The following is a 16,560-nucleotide window of genomic DNA, read 5'->3' on the forward strand; positions in this document are numbered from 1 at the left end:
GGGCAGTTCTTAGCCCAGGCCGGCGCTCAGCGGGCGAGGCGCGCCAGCAGCAGACCCGCCAGGAGGGCGGCCACCAGCGCGGCCGCCAGCGCCAGGCGGCGCCGGGCGGCAGGTCGGGGCGGCGCGGCCCCGGGGGCGGTGGCCGCAGGCGGGGCGCTGGGCGCGGGCTGCACCACCGCGGGGTCGAGCAGGTCCACGGCCGGCAGCGGCGGCGGCGTGCCCGGACCGGCGGCCTCCGCGCCGTCGGGCAGCACCATCAGGTCGTAGTGGCCGATCTCCACCAGGTCGCCGGGCCGGAGCTTGCGCTTGCCGGCCACCCGCTCGCCGTTGAGCCAGGTGCCGGTCAGGCTGCCCAGGTCCTCCACGAAGATGGCGCCCCCGCTGCTCCGGGAGAAGCGGGCGTGGCGCCTGGAGACGTTGCGGTCGGGCAGCCGCCAGCCCACGCCGGTGGCGGCCCGCCCCAGGGTGAGCTCCTCCGAGGTGAACGGGACCAGCATGCGGGTCCCAGCGTCGTCCTCGATGACCAGCTTCATCGGGCGCGCGCCCCCTCGCGCACCCGGCCGGCGTCCGGGGGGGCGGCGGTCAGGGTGCGGCGCACCAGCGCCCCGTCCTTCTCCGGCAGCACCACCACCTGGTCGATCTCGTGGCCGGCCAGCTCCAGGTCGATGCGGTGGCGCAGGTCGAGCCGGACGCCGGGGATGGAGAGCGGGGTGGTGCCGCGGGCCACGTCGTCGAGGCGCACCGCCGCGCCGGGCGGGACGCTCTCCACCGTGAGCGTGCCCAGCGTGGACGCCAGGGTGGCGTGGACCCGCACCGCCACCTGCCCGGGCGAGGGGCGCACCGCCACGGTGGTCTCGCGCAGCGCCGGCCCGGAGAGGGTCACCTCGTGCGGCCGGGCCAGCGGCAGCCCCTCCAGCACCGCCGGGGTGCGCTGCCCGGTGGGCAGGCCGTCGAGCGCCACGTCCGCGCCGGGCGGCAGGCTGGTGACGATGAGGGCGCCGGGGCGCAGCCAGGGCGCGCCGAACCAGGCGCCGGCCGCCCCGGCGGCGGCGCCCAGCAGCGCGGCCAGCGAGAGCGCGCCGAAGGAGGAGCGGCGCACCACCACCGGGCGCTGCGGCGCCCGGGCCTGGGGCGCCGGGCGGGACTCCGGCGGCGGCACCTCGGCCAGCGGCTCCAGCTCCATGGGGTCGCCCCCGCGCAGCGAGGGCAGGCCGTGCTGCGCCGTGGTGCCGAGGTCGGCCGGGCGGTCGGCCAGGTTGGTGAGCACCTTCATGATGAGCGCGTCGTGGGCGCGCGCCTGGCGCAGCCGGGTGATCTTGTCGCCGAACACCTGGTGCATCTGCTGGTTGAGCAGGTCCTGCACCGCCGAGTGGGGCGTGGGGAAGAGCACGTCCACCAGCGCCTCGGCGAAGTGGCGGGCCTCGCCGTACCGCTTGGCCGGGTCGTAGGCCAGGGCCCGCGCCACGATCTGATCGAGCTCGCGCGGCAGCCGCGGGTCCAGGGTGGAGGGGGGCACCACCTTGGCCTTGCGGGAGGTGATCAGCGAGTCGACGTCGGTGGCCTTGGGGAAGGGCTTCTGCCGCGTCAGGAGCTCGTAGAGGATGATGCCGGCGGCGAAGAGGTCGACCCGGTGGTCCCAGCGGGTCTCCAGCGAGGCCTGCTCGGGCGCCACGTACCCGAGCTTCCCCATCAGCATGCCCTCCTTGTAGTTGGAGAGGCCGGTGGCGGCCCGGGCGATGCCGAAGTCGAGCAGCTTCACCTCGCCCTCGTAGGAGACCAGGCAGTTGTCGGGCGAGACGTCGCAGTGGACGATCTGCAGCGCGTGGCCCTGCCCGTCGGTCTTCTTGTGGGCGTAGTCCAGCCCCTGGAGCAGCTGCAGCACCATGAAGATGGCCTGCTCCGGAGAGATGGTGACGCCGGCCCGCGGGAAGGCGTGCATCACCTCCTTGAGCGAGACGCCGTTCACCAGCTCCATGGCGATGAAGGCGTTGCCCTCCACCAGCCCGCACTCGTAGATCTGCGCCACGTTGTTGTGGGTCAGCTGGACGGTGAGCTTGGCCTCGTTCACCAGCATGGAGATGAAGCCCTGGTCCTGCGCCCGGTTGGGCAGGATCCGCTTCACCACCAGCTCCTTCTCGAAGCCGGCCGCGCCCACGGTGCGGGCCCGGAAGATCTCGGCCATGCCGCCCACGGCGAGCCGCTGCAGCAGGAAGAACTTCCCGAAGACGTGGGGCTTGAACTCGGGGGTGAGGGGGGCCTCGGCCACGGTGGCCGATGCTACCGTGAAGCGACCGCGTAGACCACGTGCCACGTCACGGGGACACCGTCCGGCCCGCCATACCGCGAGTCGTAGTGGCGCAGCAGCTCCAGGGTGACGCGCCGCCCGGCCAGCCCGCCGGCCTGCGGCGCGGCGTTCTGCGCCCCGATGGCCTTGAGCGCGCGGAGCACGGCGCGGGCGTCGGCGTGGCGCTCCACCCGCTCCTCCTCCTCGAGCGCCGCCACCACCAGCCCGGCGGCGGCCAGGGCGGCGCCCACCTCACCTCTGGTGAAGAACCGGTGGGTGCGGTCGGGGGCCCGTCCGGCCGCGGCGGCCCGCCAGGAGGCGGTCAGCTCGCCCAGGGTCCGCTCGGCGAAGAGGGCCAGCACCAGCCGCCCGCCCGGCCGGAGCACCCGGGCGCACTCGCGCAGCGCCGGCTCGAGCCGGGGCAGCCACTGGAAGGTGGAGGTGGAGAGCACCAGGTCGAAGGCGGCGTCGCGCAGCGGCAGCGCCTCGGCGTCGGCGGAGGCCAGGGCGGCGCCCGGGGCGGCGGCGCGGGCGGCGGCGCACATGCCGGGGGCGAGATCCACGCCGGTGAGCAACGCGCCGGGCCGGGCCGCGGCCAGGTCGGCCAGCAGCCGGCCGGTGCCGCAGCCGACGTCGAGCACCCGCCGGGCCGAAGGCGCCGCCCGGGCCGCCAGCGCCAGGGCCTGGGCGCGCACCGCGGCCTGCACCTCGGCCCGGCCGTCGTAGGCGGCGGCGCCGCGAGAGAAGGCGGCCCGGACGCGGGCCTTGTCCACCGGGTTCACAGGGGCCCCCCGGCGAAGGCCAGGACGGCCTCCGCCACCAGGGCCTCCTGGGCCAGGAAGGGGGCGTGGCCGGCGCCCGGGACGGTGCGCAGGCGCGCCGCGGGCAGGGCGGCGGCCAGCGCGCGGCCGGCGCCCACCGGGCAGATGGCGTCGGCCTCGCCGTGCAGCACCAGGGTGGGCAGGGTCACGGCCGGCAGCGCGCCCCGCAGGTCGGTCGAGGCCAGGAGGTCGAGGCCGGCCAGCGCCGCCGCGGCGTCCGGGGCGGGGCCGCCCCGCAGCGCGGCCAGCCGACCCTCGCCCAGGGCCTCCGCCTCGCCGGGGGCCAGGCAGTCCTCGAGGAAGCGGGTCAGCGCCTTGGCGGGCTGGCGCCGCACCCTGAGCGCCAGCCCCTCCACGGCGCGGGCCGGCAGGCCGTGGGGCCACCCGTCACCCTCGGTGAAGCGCGGGGTGGCGCCCACCAGCACCAGCCCGGCCAGGCGGGCGCGCAGGGCGGGCAGCGCGGCCGCCGCCAGCGCCACCTGGCCGCCCAGCGACCAGCCGAGCAGCAGGGCGCCGTGGAGCGCCTCGGCCCCGGCCAGGGCCGCCACGTCGCCTGCCAGCGCCGCCAGCGTGAAGGGGCCGGACGTGGAGCGGCCGTGGCCGCGCAGGTCGAGGGAGAGCACCCGGTGGCGCGGGGCCAGGCGGGCCGCCAGCCCGGCCAGGTCGAGCGACGAGCGCGACCAGCCGTGCAGCATGAGCAGCGGGGGGCCGGCCCCCGCCACCTCGACGTGGAGCGTCGCGCCGTCGTCGCGGAGGAGGGTGGGCATCGGGGCGGGCGTGAAGATCGCAGCCCGTCCGGCGCTCGTCAACCGCTGGTGACGATGCGGTTGACGAGCGGCGGAGGAACCCGGCCGGCGAGCGGGCGTGCCCGCTTCCGGCCACTGGGCCCCGAGCCCTTGGTTCAGGGGGCGGCGGGGGCCGCTGGAGGCCCGGCCGCTGCCCTGGCCAGGGCGTCGAGCGCCGCCGGATCGAGCCCGGCCGCGCCCAGCCCGCGCGCCACCTCCTGGGGCGAGCGCCGCGCGCCGACCGCCCAGGCCTGCGCCAGCCAGGCTCCCGACTGCCGGCTGCGCCACCAGGGCCCGCCGCCGTGGGGCGCAGCCAGGAAGGCCTCCACCTGCGCGGCCAGCAGCTCGGCCTGGAGCGTCTCGGCGGCGCGCAGCAGCGGCTCCTGGTCGAAGGCCCAGGGGACCGGCTCGCCTGGACCGAGCGGCAGGCCGAGCGCGCGGGAGGCCAGCGCCCGGGCCACGGCGGGGGCGCCGGCCGGATCGCTGGCCCGCTCCACCTCGGCCAGCACCCGGGCGGCCGCCTCGCGCGCCGAGAGGAGGCGCCGGGCCGCCGCCACCCTGGCCTGGCGCGCCACGGCCTCGGGCTCCAGGCCATGGGCCGACAGCCAGTCCGGCGAGGCCGTCACCGAGGCCAGCAGCGCGCCCCAGGCGGCCGGCAGCGCGGCCGGGCCGAGCCGGCGGTCCTCCACCGCGGCGGCGGTGGTGCGGGCGGCGGCCTGCGCCACCCCCAGCTCGTGCAGGAGCGCCCGCGCGGCGTCGAGGCCGGCCAGCGGGGCGAGCGAGAGGCGCACCGCGCCGGGCGCCTCCACCACCACGGCCAGCGGCCGCGCGATCTTGCCGGGCCTTGGCGCGGCGTCCACCGTGAGCCGGCCGCCGGCCGCGAGGTCCAGCCCCAGGCCGATGAGCAGCTGCTCGGCATCCGGCAGCAGCCGCGCCGCCGGGAAGGCGGCCGGCGGGGCGGTGGTGCGCAGCAGGCGCGGCAGGTCACGGGCCCGCAGCCGCTCGGCCGGCCCGCCCAGCTCGCGGCGCGAGAGGTCGGCCAGCAGGGCGCGCCAGGTGGCCTCGGTGCCGGCCAGGGTGGCCTCGGCCAGGGCGGCGAGCTCGGCCGCGGGTGCGCCGCGCAGCGCGGCGGCCAGCTCCAGCGTGGAGGTGAAGCCGGCCGTGCCGCCGGCCGCGGCCAGCGCAGCGTCGCGGCTGGCCACCAGCGGCGCCAGCTTGCTGGCCTCGGCGGCGTGCGCGGCGGCCAGGGCCTGGCGCCGCGGCCCCTCTGGCTCGGCGGCCAGGAGCGCCGGGAGCTGCCGCAAGGGCACGCTGCGCCTGTCCCAGCGGAAGGTGGCGGCGGCGCGGGCGGCGGCCAGGGCCCTCGCCGGGCCGGCCGCGGCGCGGGCCAGGTGCTCGCCGAGCACGAAGGCGCGGAGCCGGTCCAGGCCGGCGCGCTCGGTGGCCGGCGCCGCGGCGAGGGCGTCCGCCAGGCGGGCCAGCGTGGCCGGCGAGGCCAGCCACTCGCGGCCGGCCCAGGCGTCGGCCGGGTCGGCCGGGTCGCCGCCGGTCCAGGCGCGCCAGGCGGCCTCGCCCTGCGCGGTGAGCAGGGCGTCCACCCCGGCGCGGACGTCTGCCAGCGGGTCGGTGGCCGAGGTCGCCGGCGCCGCGCCGGGAGCGAGGGGCCGCGCAGCGGGGTCGGCGCCAGGCTGGCCAGGGGTGGTCGCGCCCGGTGGACCGGCGGGGTCGGGGATCGGGCTGGCTGGCCGCGGCTGGTGGGCGCAGCCCGCGGCGAGCAGGGCGAGCAGGGCGAGGAGGAGTGAGCGTCTCACGGGGGGCGCATGCTACACCCCGCCCCGCGGCCGGCTGAAATCGAGCGGCGGCCCCGAGGGCCAATGGGCCCCGGACCTCCGCCCGCCGACCGGCTACACTCCGGGCCCGTGACCAGCGCCCGCCGCGAGATGGCCCGAGCCCGGGCCCGCCTGTCCGCCGAGGTGCGCCGCGCCCTGGGCGCCGCGGGCTACGAGGAGGTGGAGACGCCGACCCTGGTGCCGGCGCCCGGCATGGAGCCGCACCTCTCGCCCTTCCTCACGCCGTTCCTGCCCGAGGGCGGCGGCCCGCCCAGCCCGCGCTGGCTCATCACCAGCCCGGAGTACGCCATGAAGCGGCTGCTGGCGGAGGGGTTCGAGCGCATCTTCCAGCTCTCGCGGGTCTTCCGGAACGGCGAGGTCTCGGCCACCCACAACCCCGAGTTCACCATGCTGGAGTTCTACCGGGCCGGCACCGGGTACGCGGGCATCATGGCGGACCTGGAGCGGCTGGTGGAGGCGGCGGCGCGGGCGCTGGCGCCGGGCGGCGCCCCGGAGGTGCGGCGCGGCGGGCGCACCGTGGCGCTGGCCGCGCCCTTCGAGCGGCTCACCGTGGCGGAGGCCTTCCGCCGCCACGCCGGGGTGGACCTCGGGGCCTGCGCGGGCGACGCCGTCCGGCTGCGCGCCGCCGCGCGCGCCGCCGGCCACCCGGTGGGGCCGGCGGACGAGCCCTTCGACGACACCTTCTTCCGGCTCATGCTCGACGCCGTGGAGCCCAGGCTCGGCCTGGAGCGGCCCACCTTCCTCACCGACTGGCCGGCCTCGATGGCGGCGCTCGCGCGCCTCCGCGCCGACGACCCGCGGTGGGCCGAGCGGTTCGAGCTCTACGCCGGAGGGCTCGAGCTGGCCAACGGCTTCACCGAGCTCACCGACGCGGTCGAGCAGCGGGCCCGGCTCCTGGAGGAGCAGGCGCTGCGGGTGCGGCTCGGGCGCCCGGCGCTGCCGCTCGACGAGGACTTCCTGGCCGCCCTGCCGCGCATGCCCGAGGCGGGCGGCGTGGCGGTGGGGTTCGACCGGCTCCTCATGCTGCTCACCGGCGCGGCCTCCATCGAGGAGGTGCTGCTCTTCCCGGCGGCCGGGTTCCCCTCCGGCTGATCCACCGACGCCCCCGAGGTCCCGTGCCACACCCCCTCATCGCTGCGCTGCTCCTGCTGGCCGCCACGCCGCCTGCGCCACCCGCCCACGGCGCCGCAGGCCCGCCGGCCGCCAGGGCCGCGGTCGCACCTGCCGCCGCGCCGCCGGCCGCGCCCGGCGCGAAGGCGCTGCCCGCGGCGCCTCTTCCAGCCGGCGCGAAGGCGGCCCCGGTCAAGCCGGTGAAGCCGCCGCCCCCGGCCGACGGCCTCGGGCGCACCCCGCCGGCCGGCTGGACCAAGGTCGGCTACCAGCAGCTCCGCTGGGGCATGGGGCCGGGCGACGTGAAGGATGCGCTGGCCGCCGAGGGCGGGCCGCTCTCCACCACCGAGCCGTTCGAGCTGGGCGAGGGCTACGATCCGGCCGGCGAGGGCGGGGCCCGGGTGGCCGCGCCCGGCCTGGTGGTGGCGGGCCACGCCTCGATCCTCGGCTTCCGCTTCCTGCGCGGCCGGCTCACCGCGGTGGCGCTCCTGCCGGCCGAGGATCCCGGCGACCCGGCGGCCTGGGCCGCCACGCTCACCGCGCTCCTGACCGAGCGGTACGGGGCGCCCTCGGTCATCGGCGCGCGGACGGTCTGGGCCCGCGACGGGCTGCAGGTGGCGCTGCCGTTCCTGGACGGCTGGAGCTCGAGCGTGGGCTGGTTCGCGCCACCGGTCACCGAGGCGCGCCCGGGGGCCGCGGCCGGTGGGGGGCCGAGCGTCGAGGAGGCGGCGCTGGCCGCAGAGCGGAAGGCGCGGGAGGCGGCCGAGAAGAAGGCGCGCGCCGAGGCGGAGAAGCGGGCGCGCGAGGCGCTCAAGGCCGAGGCGCAGAAGCTGTAGGGGTGCGGCGGACGGGGCCCGATGGGCGCACCTCGACTCCGCGCCTGCGGCGCTCCGCTCGGCGCGAACGGGTGGAGGTGGGGCTGGAGCGCCACCGCGCCGCTCGGCGCGAACGGGCACAGCTGGGCGGGACCGCCACCGCGCCGCTCGGCGCGGCACGTCGGCTCAGCGCTTCAGCGCCAGCAGCGCCTCGAGGGTCTCGTCGGCGGTCCGCAGGGTGGCCAGGTTGGCCTGCTGCAGCAGCGCAGCGCGCGACTGCTCCACCACCTCGGCGATCAGGTCGGTGCCCGACTCGCCCGGGGCGCCGCCGGCCAGCAGCGCGCGATCGGCGCGGGCCTCGGCCAGCGGATCGGTGGCCTGGCCCACCCGGGTGGCCACGCCACCGCCGGCCACCTCGCTCACCTCGACGCGGCCCGGCTGGAAGCCCGGGGTGAGGGCGTTGGCCACGTTGTGGGCGCTCACGCCGAGGCGGGCGGAGGCCGCCGCGAGGCCGCTGGCTGCGATGCCGTGGATGGTGCTCATCGAGTGGCTCCCCGGGGCACGCCTCACCCCAGGGGGACTTCGGCACGGCCGGAGGGCCCGATAAGGACCCGCCCGGGGGGCCGGAGTTTCGCCAGGCGGTCCGGTTGGATGGCTGGCTGCTCGCCCGCGGCTGGTGACCGGCCCGTGGCCGCGCGCTGGAGCGGGCCGGCTGACCGACCATTCGACGCCGGCTGGCGCTCCCCCCCAACCTGCCAGCTGGAGCGTGACCTGGTGCCCGGCTACTCGCCAGCGGCTGGCGACCGGCCCTTGGCCGGCCGCCCGTCGGGTGGCGGCAGCGGCTCGGCGGACCACCAGGGCGGGTCGGTGGGGACTGGCGGGCGCGGCAGCACCTCCGGCTGCTCGGCCAGCTGCCAGGCCAGCACCGCGTAGGCGCCGGTGGCGAGCAGGAGGTCGTGCGGCACCACCTTGTCGAAGGTGTCCGCCGCCGAGTGGTGCCAGTCGAAGTAGTGCGCCCCGTCCTGCCAGAGCTCCAGCACCGGCACCTGCGCGTGGCGCAAGGGGCCGATGTCCACGCCGCCGTCCCCGGCGCGGACCGCGCCCGCGCCGAGCGGGCGGAGCGGTGAGAGCCAGCGCTCCACCAGCGCCAGCCCGCCCTCGCCGGCGCCGACCGAGGCGCCCAGCGGCCGCCCGGCCCCGGCGTCGGTCTCCACCGCCGCCACGTGCCGGTGGAGCTCGGCGGCGTGGGCCCGGGCGTAGGCCACGCCGCCGTTGGTGCCGTTCTCCTCGTTCATGAAGAGCACCGCGCGCACCGTGCGGCGCGGCGCCACCGGCAGCCGCGACAGCAGCCGCACCACCTCCATGGCCATCGACACGCCGGCGCCGTCGTCCACCGCGCTGGGCCCCAGGTCCCAGCTGTCGAGGTGGCCGGAGACGATCACCACCTCCTCCGGCCGCTCCCGGCCGCGCACCTCGGCCAGCACGTTGGCCGACCAGGCGGTGGCGGGCGTGCCCGGACCGCAGCCGAGCACCAGCCGCACCGTCACCGGTCCGCGCGCGGCCAGCCTGGCCAGGAGGAGGGCGTCCTCCACCGTCACCGCCGCGGCCGGGATGGCCGGCCCATCGCCGAAGGAGGTCTGGCCGGTGTGCGGGGTGGCCAGCGAGGCGGAGGCCAGCGAGCGGACCAGCGCCGCCACCGCGCCCAGCCGGGCGGCCGCGGCCGGGCCCCGGCTGCGCAGCCGCGCCACGTCGCCGTAGCCCAGCCCTTGCCCGAGCGGCGCCGGCCCCATGCCGTGCTGGAACAGGACCACCTTGCCGCGCACCTGCTCACCCAGGGCCGCCAGCTCCTCCAGCGAGCCCACCTGCACCAGCTGGCCGGTCAGGCCGCCGGGCGGGGTGCCCGGGCTGTTGCCGAGCGCCGTCAGGCGCAGCGGCTGGTTCACCGCGGGCGGCGTGGCCACCACCTCGCCCCGCTCCTCGCCGCGCCGCCACACCGGCACCACCACCGGCTCGGTCCAGGGGCGCAGCCCCTCGGCCTGGAAGGTGCGGACGGCCCAGGCCACCGCCGCCTCGGCGCCCGGCGACCCGGTCAGCCGCGGGCCCACCGTGTCGGTGAGGTCGGCCAGCCGGGAGAGGACCCGCCCTTCGGTGAGCGCCGCGCCCATGAGGCGGGCGGGCACGTCGGCGGGGGGCGTGGGGGCGGCGGCGAGCAGCAGGGCGGCGGCGAGGGTGAGCACGGGAGGGGCTCCTCGGGTGAGCCGCAGGTTCTAGCGGGTGGCGGCGCCGCGGTCGACCCCCGGGGTGCGGGGAGAGGGCTGGCCGGCCCCCTCACCCCGGCCCTCTCCCCCAGCAAGCTGGGGGAGAGGGTGAGCAGACCGTGGTTCCTGGCCTTGCTGGCACTTCCGCCCGGCCAACGGCAGACCTCGTCCTCGCAAGGCGACACGCCCTGTCAGCCCCCTCTGCCCTCCGGGGAGAGGGCCGGGGTGAGGGTCCGCGTCCACCGACTCTCCCCCTCTCCCCTCCGGGGAGAGGGCCGGGGTGAGGGGCGGCCGAGGCTCAGGACTCGGTGCGGTTCACCGGCACGGCCGGCCGGATGGGCAGGTCCACCCGGAAGGCGGCCCCCTGGCCCGGCTCCGACTGCACCCGCACCGTCCCGCCGTGCGACTCCACGATGCGCTTCACGATGTAGAGCCCCAGCCCCAGCCCGCCGTAGTTCTGGCTGGAGACGGCCCGCTCGAAGCGCTCGAAGATGTGGCGCTGGTCGCTGGCGTCGATGCCGATGCCGTGGTCGCGCACCGAGAGCCAGGCCCGCCCCTCGTCGGCGCCGTAGGCCACCTCGATGGGCTTGCCGGCGCCGTACTTCACCGCGTTGGCCAGCAGGTTCACCACCACCTGCCCCAGCCGCAGCCGGTCCCAGTGGCCGCTGGTGGGCTCGCCGGTCACGGTCACCACCGAGCCGGCCTGCTGCAGCTCGTCGTCGAGGGCGCTGACCGACTCGGCCACCACCGCGCCCAGGTCGAGCGGCTCCACGTCCAGCTCCAGCCGGCCCATGTGGATGCGCGACACGTCCAGCAGCGCCTCCACCAGCTTCTCCAGCCGCTGCCCGGCCCGCTCCGAGGCCGAGAGCACCCGCTCCAGGTTGGGAGAGGGGGCCGCGCCGGCCGCCTCGCGCGCCGAGACCCGGCGCAGGTTCTCCAGCGCCAGCCGGAGCGCGGTGAGCGGGGTGCGCAGCTCGTGCGAGGCGATGGAGAGGAACTCGTCGCGCGCCACCACCGCCGCCTGGGCCTGGCCGTAGAGCCGGGCGTTCTCGATGGCCTGGGCGGCGCGGTGGGCCAGGTCCTCCAGCAGGGTCTCGTCCTCGGCGGTGTAGGGCGGGCGCCCCTGGTCGCGCAAGAGGGTGATGTGGCCCAGGATCTCGCGCCGGTGGATGAGCGGCGCGATGAGCAGCGAGCTGGCGCCCTCCAGGTAGGGCCAGTAGGCCTGCTTCATGGAGGCGTGGATCACCTCGGGGGTCAGGTCGGCCACCCGCAGGGTCTGGCCGGTGCGCAGCACCCGCGCCGTCATCCCCTCGTCGATGCGCTGCGGCGAGGCCTCCAGCACCTGGCGGCGCAGCGCCGCCCGGGCCGGATCCGGGTGGTAGATGGCCACCGGCACCAGCCAGGCGCCGTCGTCGGAGACCATGCGGATGAGGGCCCCGTCGCCGATCAGCTCGGCCAGCCGGCGCGCCACCGTGTCCAGGGTGGTGGTGTAGTCCAGGCCGCCGGCGAAGACCCGCGAGGCCTCGGCCAGGGCGGCCAGGCGCGAGGCCTGCCGGCGCAGCCGCTCCTCGGCCTCGTGCAGGTCGGTGGAGTCGGAGGCCAGCCCCACCACCTCCTCCAGCGCGCCGTCGGCGTCGCGCACCGGGGCGAAGCGGGCCTCGTAGTGGCGGCCGTCCACCTCGCCGCGCACCGTCACGGTGCGGCCGGCCAGCGCCCGCTTGACCCCCTCGAGCGCCCAGCCCACGTCCTTGAAGAGGTCGAAGACCGAGCTGCCCACGTCGGTGGGGGCGCGGCGGCCCAGCGCCCGGAGCAGCCGCCCCTCGGCCATCACCACCCGGCCGTGCTTGTCGAGCACGAAGAAGATGCTGGGCGCCTGGCTCACCAGCGCCCGCAGGCGCTTCTCGGTGGATGGGCTCGCGCCGCGGCGGAGGAAGCGCCAGAAGGCCACGGTCAGTACTCGAAGCCGCTGCCGCCGATGAACTCGCGCAGCAGGGAGGTGGGGGGGACGTGCTCGGGGTGGATGGAGACGAAGCGGTCCACCAGGTAGCGCAGCCGGTGGGCGGTGGGGAAGGCCGGGTGGTCGGGCGGCACCTCCAGCAGGTAGCGCTCGGCGAAGATCTTGAGCACCGCCGGCTCGTACACCAGGGCCGAGTCGAAGACCGCGTCGGCCTGGTGCTGGAAGGGGAAGATGTGGGCCCGCTCGCCGGCCTGCACCGAGGGCCAGCGGGCGATGTTCTCGGCCGCCTTGTAGCCGCGCTGGTGGCGGTCGCGCACGATGCGGCGCAGCAGGCGGAGATCGGTGGTGGAGACGCGGGTCAGCCGGTCGAAGGGCAGGCTGGTGGCCGGGTGGATGAAGACGCGGAAGAGCTCGCCTTGGCGCGGGATGGGCCCCAGCAGCCCGGGGTTGAGGCCGTGGATCCCCTCCAGCATGAGGGCGTCGCCGGGGCGCAGCGTCAGCTCGTGGCCGGCGCCCGGGCGGCTCAGGCCGGTGAGGAAGTCGTAGCGCGGCGTCTTGACCGTCTCGCCGGCCAGCAGGCGGCGCACGTGGTCCTGCAGGAGCGGCAGGTCGAGCGCGGTGAGCGCCTCGAAGTCCCACTCGCCCCGCTCGTCGCGCGGGGTCCGCTCGCGATCCACGTAGTAGTCGTCGAGCCCCAGGGCCACCGGGTTGACGCCGTCGATCTGCAGCTGGACGGTGAGCCGCTTGATGAAGGTGGACTTGCCGGAGGAGGACGGGCCGGCGATGGAGATGATGCGGACCCGGTCGCGGGCGGCGGCGATCTGGTCGGCGATGCGCGAGATGCGCTTCTCGTGGAAGCCCTCGGCCACCCGGATGAGCTGCGAGACCCGCCCGTCGATGCACAGCTCCGAGAGGGCCCCCACGCTGTCCACGCCCATGGCGGTGAGCCAGCGCTGGTGCTCGCCCGCCATGTCGCCGTCGCGGGTGGCCGGCGGGGTCGCCGCGGCCGGGCGGCCGCGGGTGCGCGGGTCGCGCTCGCCCAGGCCCAGCGCCAGCCCCTCCGGGTGGGGCGTGAGCGTGAAGCCCTGGATGAGCCCGGTGGAGGGGAGGAGCGGCCCCATGGAGAGCGCGTAGCACTCGCCGCAGGAGACCAGCCGCACCGTGGCCTGGCGGCGCAGCCGGAGCAGCCGGGCCGCGTCGGTCCAGCCGCGCTGCTGGAACCAGGCCAGCGCCTCGTCGGTGGCCCAGTACTCCAGGCGGAAGGGGGCGTCGGTGGCGGCGTGGCGGCGCATGGCCTCGGCCAGCCGGCCGGCCAGGTCGGCGGCGGTGCCGTCCTGGCCGCCCTCCACCTGCACCACCTGGGTGAGGCCGCGCGAGGGGCCCAGCCGGACCCGCAGCAGCGGCGCCTCCATCAGGGCGGCTTCCAGCAAGAGGAGGCCGACCGACTGCGAGTAGATCTGCCGCCCCTCCCAGTGCGCCACCGTGAGCGGGGTCACCACCGTGTCGGTGAAGACCGGCGTGGAGAGCGAGACCGGCCGCTCGCCCAGCAGGCCGGCCACCACCAGGGCGCCGTCCACCTCGGCCGGCAGGAGGTCCTTGAGCCGGGTGCCGGTGGGCACCTGGCGGGGCACGCCCCCCACCGTGACCGCGACGGCGCTGGCGCGCGGCAGCGAGCGGCCGCGCAGGAGGAGCCCCATGTCGCCGGTGAGGCGGGCCACCTCGCGCCCCAGCTCGTCGGCCAGGGCGTGGGCCAGCTTGAGGGCCGCCTGCGGCGCCTCGGCCTCCAGCGCCGAGAGGCCGGTGGTGCCGAGGCGCAGCACCGTGAGCGGGGTCTCGCTGGTGACCACCTCGCCCAGGTGGCGCTCGCCGAGCAGGGTCAGCTCGCCGAAGTGGTCGCCCGGGGAGAGGCGGCGCACCGACAGCTGCTCGCGCCGCCAGCTGGCGTGGCCGGTGAGGATCACCGAGAGGTGGCGCCCCGCGTCGGCCTCCCCGTGCACCCGGGCGCCCGCCGGCAGCGCCACCCGCCCGGCGTGGGCCAGCAGGACCGTGAGGTCGGCCTCCGCCAGCTGGGCCAGCAGCGGGCTGGCGCCCAGCGCAGCGCGCTCGTCCGGGCCGAGGTCGGTGAGGCGGAGCGACATCGGCGGGAGGGGGCTCCTGGCCAGGTGGCCGGCCGGCGGGGGTGGGGGAGGATCCTACTCCGCGGCGGGGGTGCGGGGAACACGGGTGGGGAGGGGGAGGGAGGGGTGTGGTGGGTTCCGTCGGCTGGGACTGGCCCTCGACGCCGGCGTGTCACTCAGCGTGGGTCCAGTCTGGATCGCCGGCCGCAGCGGAAAGGCCACCCCGGGGAGACGGATCGTCAGTGGAATCACTCCTGGACCTCCCCGTCGAGCTGATCAGCGCGCGCTCGGCTCCCACGCAAGTTGGACCCTCGGTCCTGGCCCGCTGCCGCCCCCGCTCGGCCGCGGCGGCGGGCCCGAGCGCGAGCCGGGCGGCGTAACGGTTGTGGCGGGCGCAGACCACCCGGAGGTTGGCCGCGGTGGCCTGGCCGCCCAGGGCGAGCGGCACGAGGTGGTCGAGCTCGAGCCGGTGGGTGGCGCCGCAGGTGCCGCCGAGGTCGAGCGGGAACTGGCAGCGCTGGCCGTCGCGTTGCCAGACCTCGCGCCGGACGGCGGCGGGGATGAAGCGGGGGTGGGGTGCGGGGGCGGCGGCGGCTGGCGAGTTTGGAGGGGCCTTCGGGGAGGCGGTGTCGGCGGAATTGGCGTGACCCTCCGCCTCGTGGTGGACGGAGGACCTGGGGTGAGCGGCGGACCTGGCGGCGCCGGAGCCCATGGCGTCATCGTCGCTCGGCGCGGAGGCTGAACCCGCTGGGACGGTAGGATTGCCTGCGCTGGACGGCTGCACGACGCTGCTCGCCACCTGCGCGCCGGCGCGAGCGCCGGCGGGTAGGGCCCTCCTCCTGGCCTGCTTCTCCAGCAAGAGGTCGAGCGCGGCCTCCAGCACCTGCGCGGTGGTGGCGCCGGGGAGCGCGTGGGCGAGGCCGTCCTTTGCAGCGGCGACCTTCTCGAGGAGGCGGCGCGAGACGGTGAGGTGGAGGCGGCGCAGGTCGGCGGTGAGGGGCTCGACCTCATCCGGCTGCGGCCTCACCGAGGCCCGCGGTGGTTCGGACGTCCGAACCAGATCGACCCGAGCGGGGTCACCGGACCAGTCCATGCTGCCGGAAGGCAGGGGATGCGGCAGCGTCACGGACAGTGCGAGTTCGGACGTCCGAACCAATTCGCCCCGAGCGGGTGCTGCGGCCTGCTCTGCGCTCAGTAGTGGGATGGGCTGCGGCGCAGCGGCGGCCAGCAGGAGTTCGGACGTCCGAACCAGACCACCCCCAGCGGGTGAACCGGACGATCCGCTGCTCGCGACGGGCTGCTGCGTCGGGATGATCTTCACCACCTCCCGGCGCGGTGGGTCCTGCAGCGGCGAGATGGCCGCCGCCACCTCCTTGGCCTCCCGGGCGGAGAGGCCGAAGAACCTGGGCAGCAGCTCGGCCTGGTTCTCCAGGGTCAGTAGCCGGGCCAGCTCGCCCATGGTGGAGAGGCAGAGCCGGCCGTCCCGGAGCGGCGCCTCGACGGCCGGGAAGCGGGGCAGGAGGCGGGCCGCCGTGAAGCGGAGGAAGGCGGCGCCCTTGGAGAGGTGAAGCTCCCGGGTGAGGAAGGTGAACAGGCTGGAATGGCCGAGCACCTCCCAGCCGCGCCGCTGGTCGAAGTCGGCCAGGGCCAGGAGGAAGTCGGCCGCGGCGGCGCGCTCGCGGGAGAGGAGGCCGGCCAGGGCGTCGCGCAGGGCGCGGGCGTCGGTGAGGGTGGCGGGCGGCAGCGGCTGCGGCGGGCGGGCCGCGAGCCAGGCGGCGGAGGCCTCGCAGGCGACTAGGAAGGTGGGCGCGGCGAGCGCCTCCGGCGCGTGGGCGTCGGAGGGGAGGACGAGGCGGAGGGAGTGAGCGACCATGCACTCAGAGTCGCATGGGGGTCTGACATTCGAGGTGCGTGAAACCCAAGTGGGACAGGGGTTTCGTGGTGGTCGGCCGCGTAGTCGCACGTACCCTTGGTCGAGGTCGTCAGGGTGCCCCTCACCCCGGCCCTCTCCCCGGAGGGGAGAGGGAGTACACAACCTCGGGGTCGCGGTCGCGGCCGCGGTCGGGGTCGGGGTCCCCCTCGACTCCGCGCCTGCGGCGCTTCGCTCGGGGCGCGCGGCCTCGCTGCTCGCGTTCCTGGTGGATGTCGGGGTCGGGGTCCACCACCCATGAAGGCGCCGCCCCCACCGAACGGCCGTGGGCCGGAGCGCGCAGGCCCTCCGCAGCGCCGCGACCGGATCACGGGCCCGCCGAGGCGCGCCCCGGACACCCCGCGCGCGCCCGAGTCCGTCCAAGCCTGCGGGCCGCGCGCAGCGCGATGGGCCGCGCGCAGCGCGATCCCGCAGGCGCGTTTCGAGGGCGCGCCACCTGCGTCACCTCGGCGCGCGCCGAGGCCACGGGTCACCGCGGGCGGCGCGAGGACCAGGCCGAAGCGAGCCGGACCACGGCCGCGCCGTTCCGGGCGGCGCCGTCCGAGGGGTCAGACGGGGCCCGACGGTTCGACCGACGGGGCCCCCTCGACTCCGCGACGGCTTCGCCGCCGCTCCGCTCGGGGTGCCCGGCGC

At 77.4% G+C, this 16,560-nt stretch carries 11 protein-coding genes and 1 pseudogene; 2 read left to right on the top strand and 10 right to left on the bottom strand.

Going from position 1 to position 16,560, the window contains the following annotated elements; all coding sequences use genetic code 11:
• Positions 1–26 precede the first annotated feature (26 nt).
• The 5 genes from IPO09_03670 to IPO09_03690 form a co-directional block, all read right to left on the bottom strand.
• The gene (locus tag IPO09_03670) at positions 27–533 is read right to left on the bottom strand and encodes an FHA domain-containing protein (GenBank protein MBK9516453.1); all 507 of its coding nucleotides are present in this window, start codon (positions 531–533) and stop codon (positions 27–29) included.
• Positions 530–2,182 carry a serine/threonine protein kinase gene (locus tag IPO09_03675; protein MBK9516454.1) on the bottom strand — a complete coding sequence of 551 codons (1,653 nt, stop codon included), beginning with the start codon at positions 2,180–2,182 and terminating at the stop codon, positions 530–532. The genes IPO09_03670 and IPO09_03675 overlap by 4 nt, the downstream gene beginning before the upstream one ends.
• A 95-nt stretch (positions 2,183–2,277) precedes the next feature.
• On the bottom strand, positions 2,278–3,066 hold the full coding sequence (locus IPO09_03680; protein ID MBK9516455.1) for a methyltransferase domain-containing protein: 789 nt from the start codon (positions 3,064–3,066) through the stop codon (positions 2,278–2,280).
• Positions 3,063–3,872 (bottom strand): alpha/beta fold hydrolase, encoded by an 810-nt coding sequence (locus IPO09_03685; GenBank protein MBK9516456.1) that lies wholly within the window; start codon positions 3,870–3,872, stop codon positions 3,063–3,065. The genes IPO09_03680 and IPO09_03685 overlap by 4 nt, the downstream gene beginning before the upstream one ends.
• A 134-nt stretch (positions 3,873–4,006) precedes the next feature.
• Positions 4,007–5,701, bottom strand: coding sequence for a hypothetical protein (locus tag IPO09_03690; GenBank protein ID MBK9516457.1), 1,695 nt, complete (start codon positions 5,699–5,701; stop codon positions 4,007–4,009).
• A gap of 63 nt (positions 5,702–5,764) precedes the next feature.
• Here IPO09_03690 and genX point away from each other — a divergent pair, with 63 nt between their 5' ends.
• Both genX and IPO09_03700 read left to right on the top strand, forming a co-directional pair.
• Positions 5,765–6,832, top strand: coding sequence for an EF-P lysine aminoacylase GenX (gene genX / locus IPO09_03695; GenBank protein ID MBK9516458.1), 1,068 nt, complete (start codon positions 5,765–5,767; stop codon positions 6,830–6,832).
• 23 nt (positions 6,833–6,855) lie between these two features.
• Positions 6,856–7,686 carry a hypothetical protein gene (locus IPO09_03700; protein ID MBK9516459.1) on the top strand — a complete coding sequence of 277 codons (831 nt, stop codon included), beginning with the start codon at positions 6,856–6,858 and terminating at the stop codon, positions 7,684–7,686.
• A gap of 165 nt (positions 7,687–7,851) precedes the next feature.
• On the opposite strand, the gene IPO09_03705 is transcribed toward IPO09_03700, so the two are convergent.
• The 5 genes and pseudogenes from IPO09_03705 to IPO09_03725 form a co-directional block, all read right to left on the bottom strand.
• Positions 7,852–8,208: a flagellar basal body rod protein gene (locus IPO09_03705; protein ID MBK9516460.1), complete on the bottom strand. Its 357-nt coding sequence runs from the start codon at positions 8,206–8,208 to the stop codon at positions 7,852–7,854.
• Between the two features lie 239 nt (positions 8,209–8,447).
• Positions 8,448–9,830 (bottom strand): M28 family peptidase, encoded by a 1,383-nt coding sequence (locus IPO09_03710; protein MBK9516461.1) that lies wholly within the window; start codon positions 9,828–9,830, stop codon positions 8,448–8,450.
• Between the two features lie 391 nt (positions 9,831–10,221).
• A pseudogene (locus IPO09_03715) lies at positions 10,222–11,796 on the bottom strand (GAF domain-containing protein).
• Between the two features lie 77 nt (positions 11,797–11,873).
• The gene (locus tag IPO09_03720; GenBank protein ID MBK9516462.1) at positions 11,874–14,018 is read right to left on the bottom strand and encodes a cyclic nucleotide-binding protein; all 2,145 of its coding nucleotides are present in this window, start codon (positions 14,016–14,018) and stop codon (positions 11,874–11,876) included.
• 151 nt (positions 14,019–14,169) lie between these two features.
• Positions 14,170–15,870 carry an HNH endonuclease gene (locus tag IPO09_03725; protein ID MBK9516463.1) on the bottom strand — a complete coding sequence of 567 codons (1,701 nt, stop codon included), beginning with the start codon at positions 15,868–15,870 and terminating at the stop codon, positions 14,170–14,172.
• Between the last annotated feature and the right edge of the window lie 690 nt (positions 15,871–16,560).

The organism is Anaeromyxobacter sp. (genome assembly GCA_016718565.1).
Classification (GTDB): Bacteria; Myxococcota; Myxococcia; order Myxococcales; family Anaeromyxobacteraceae; genus JADKCZ01.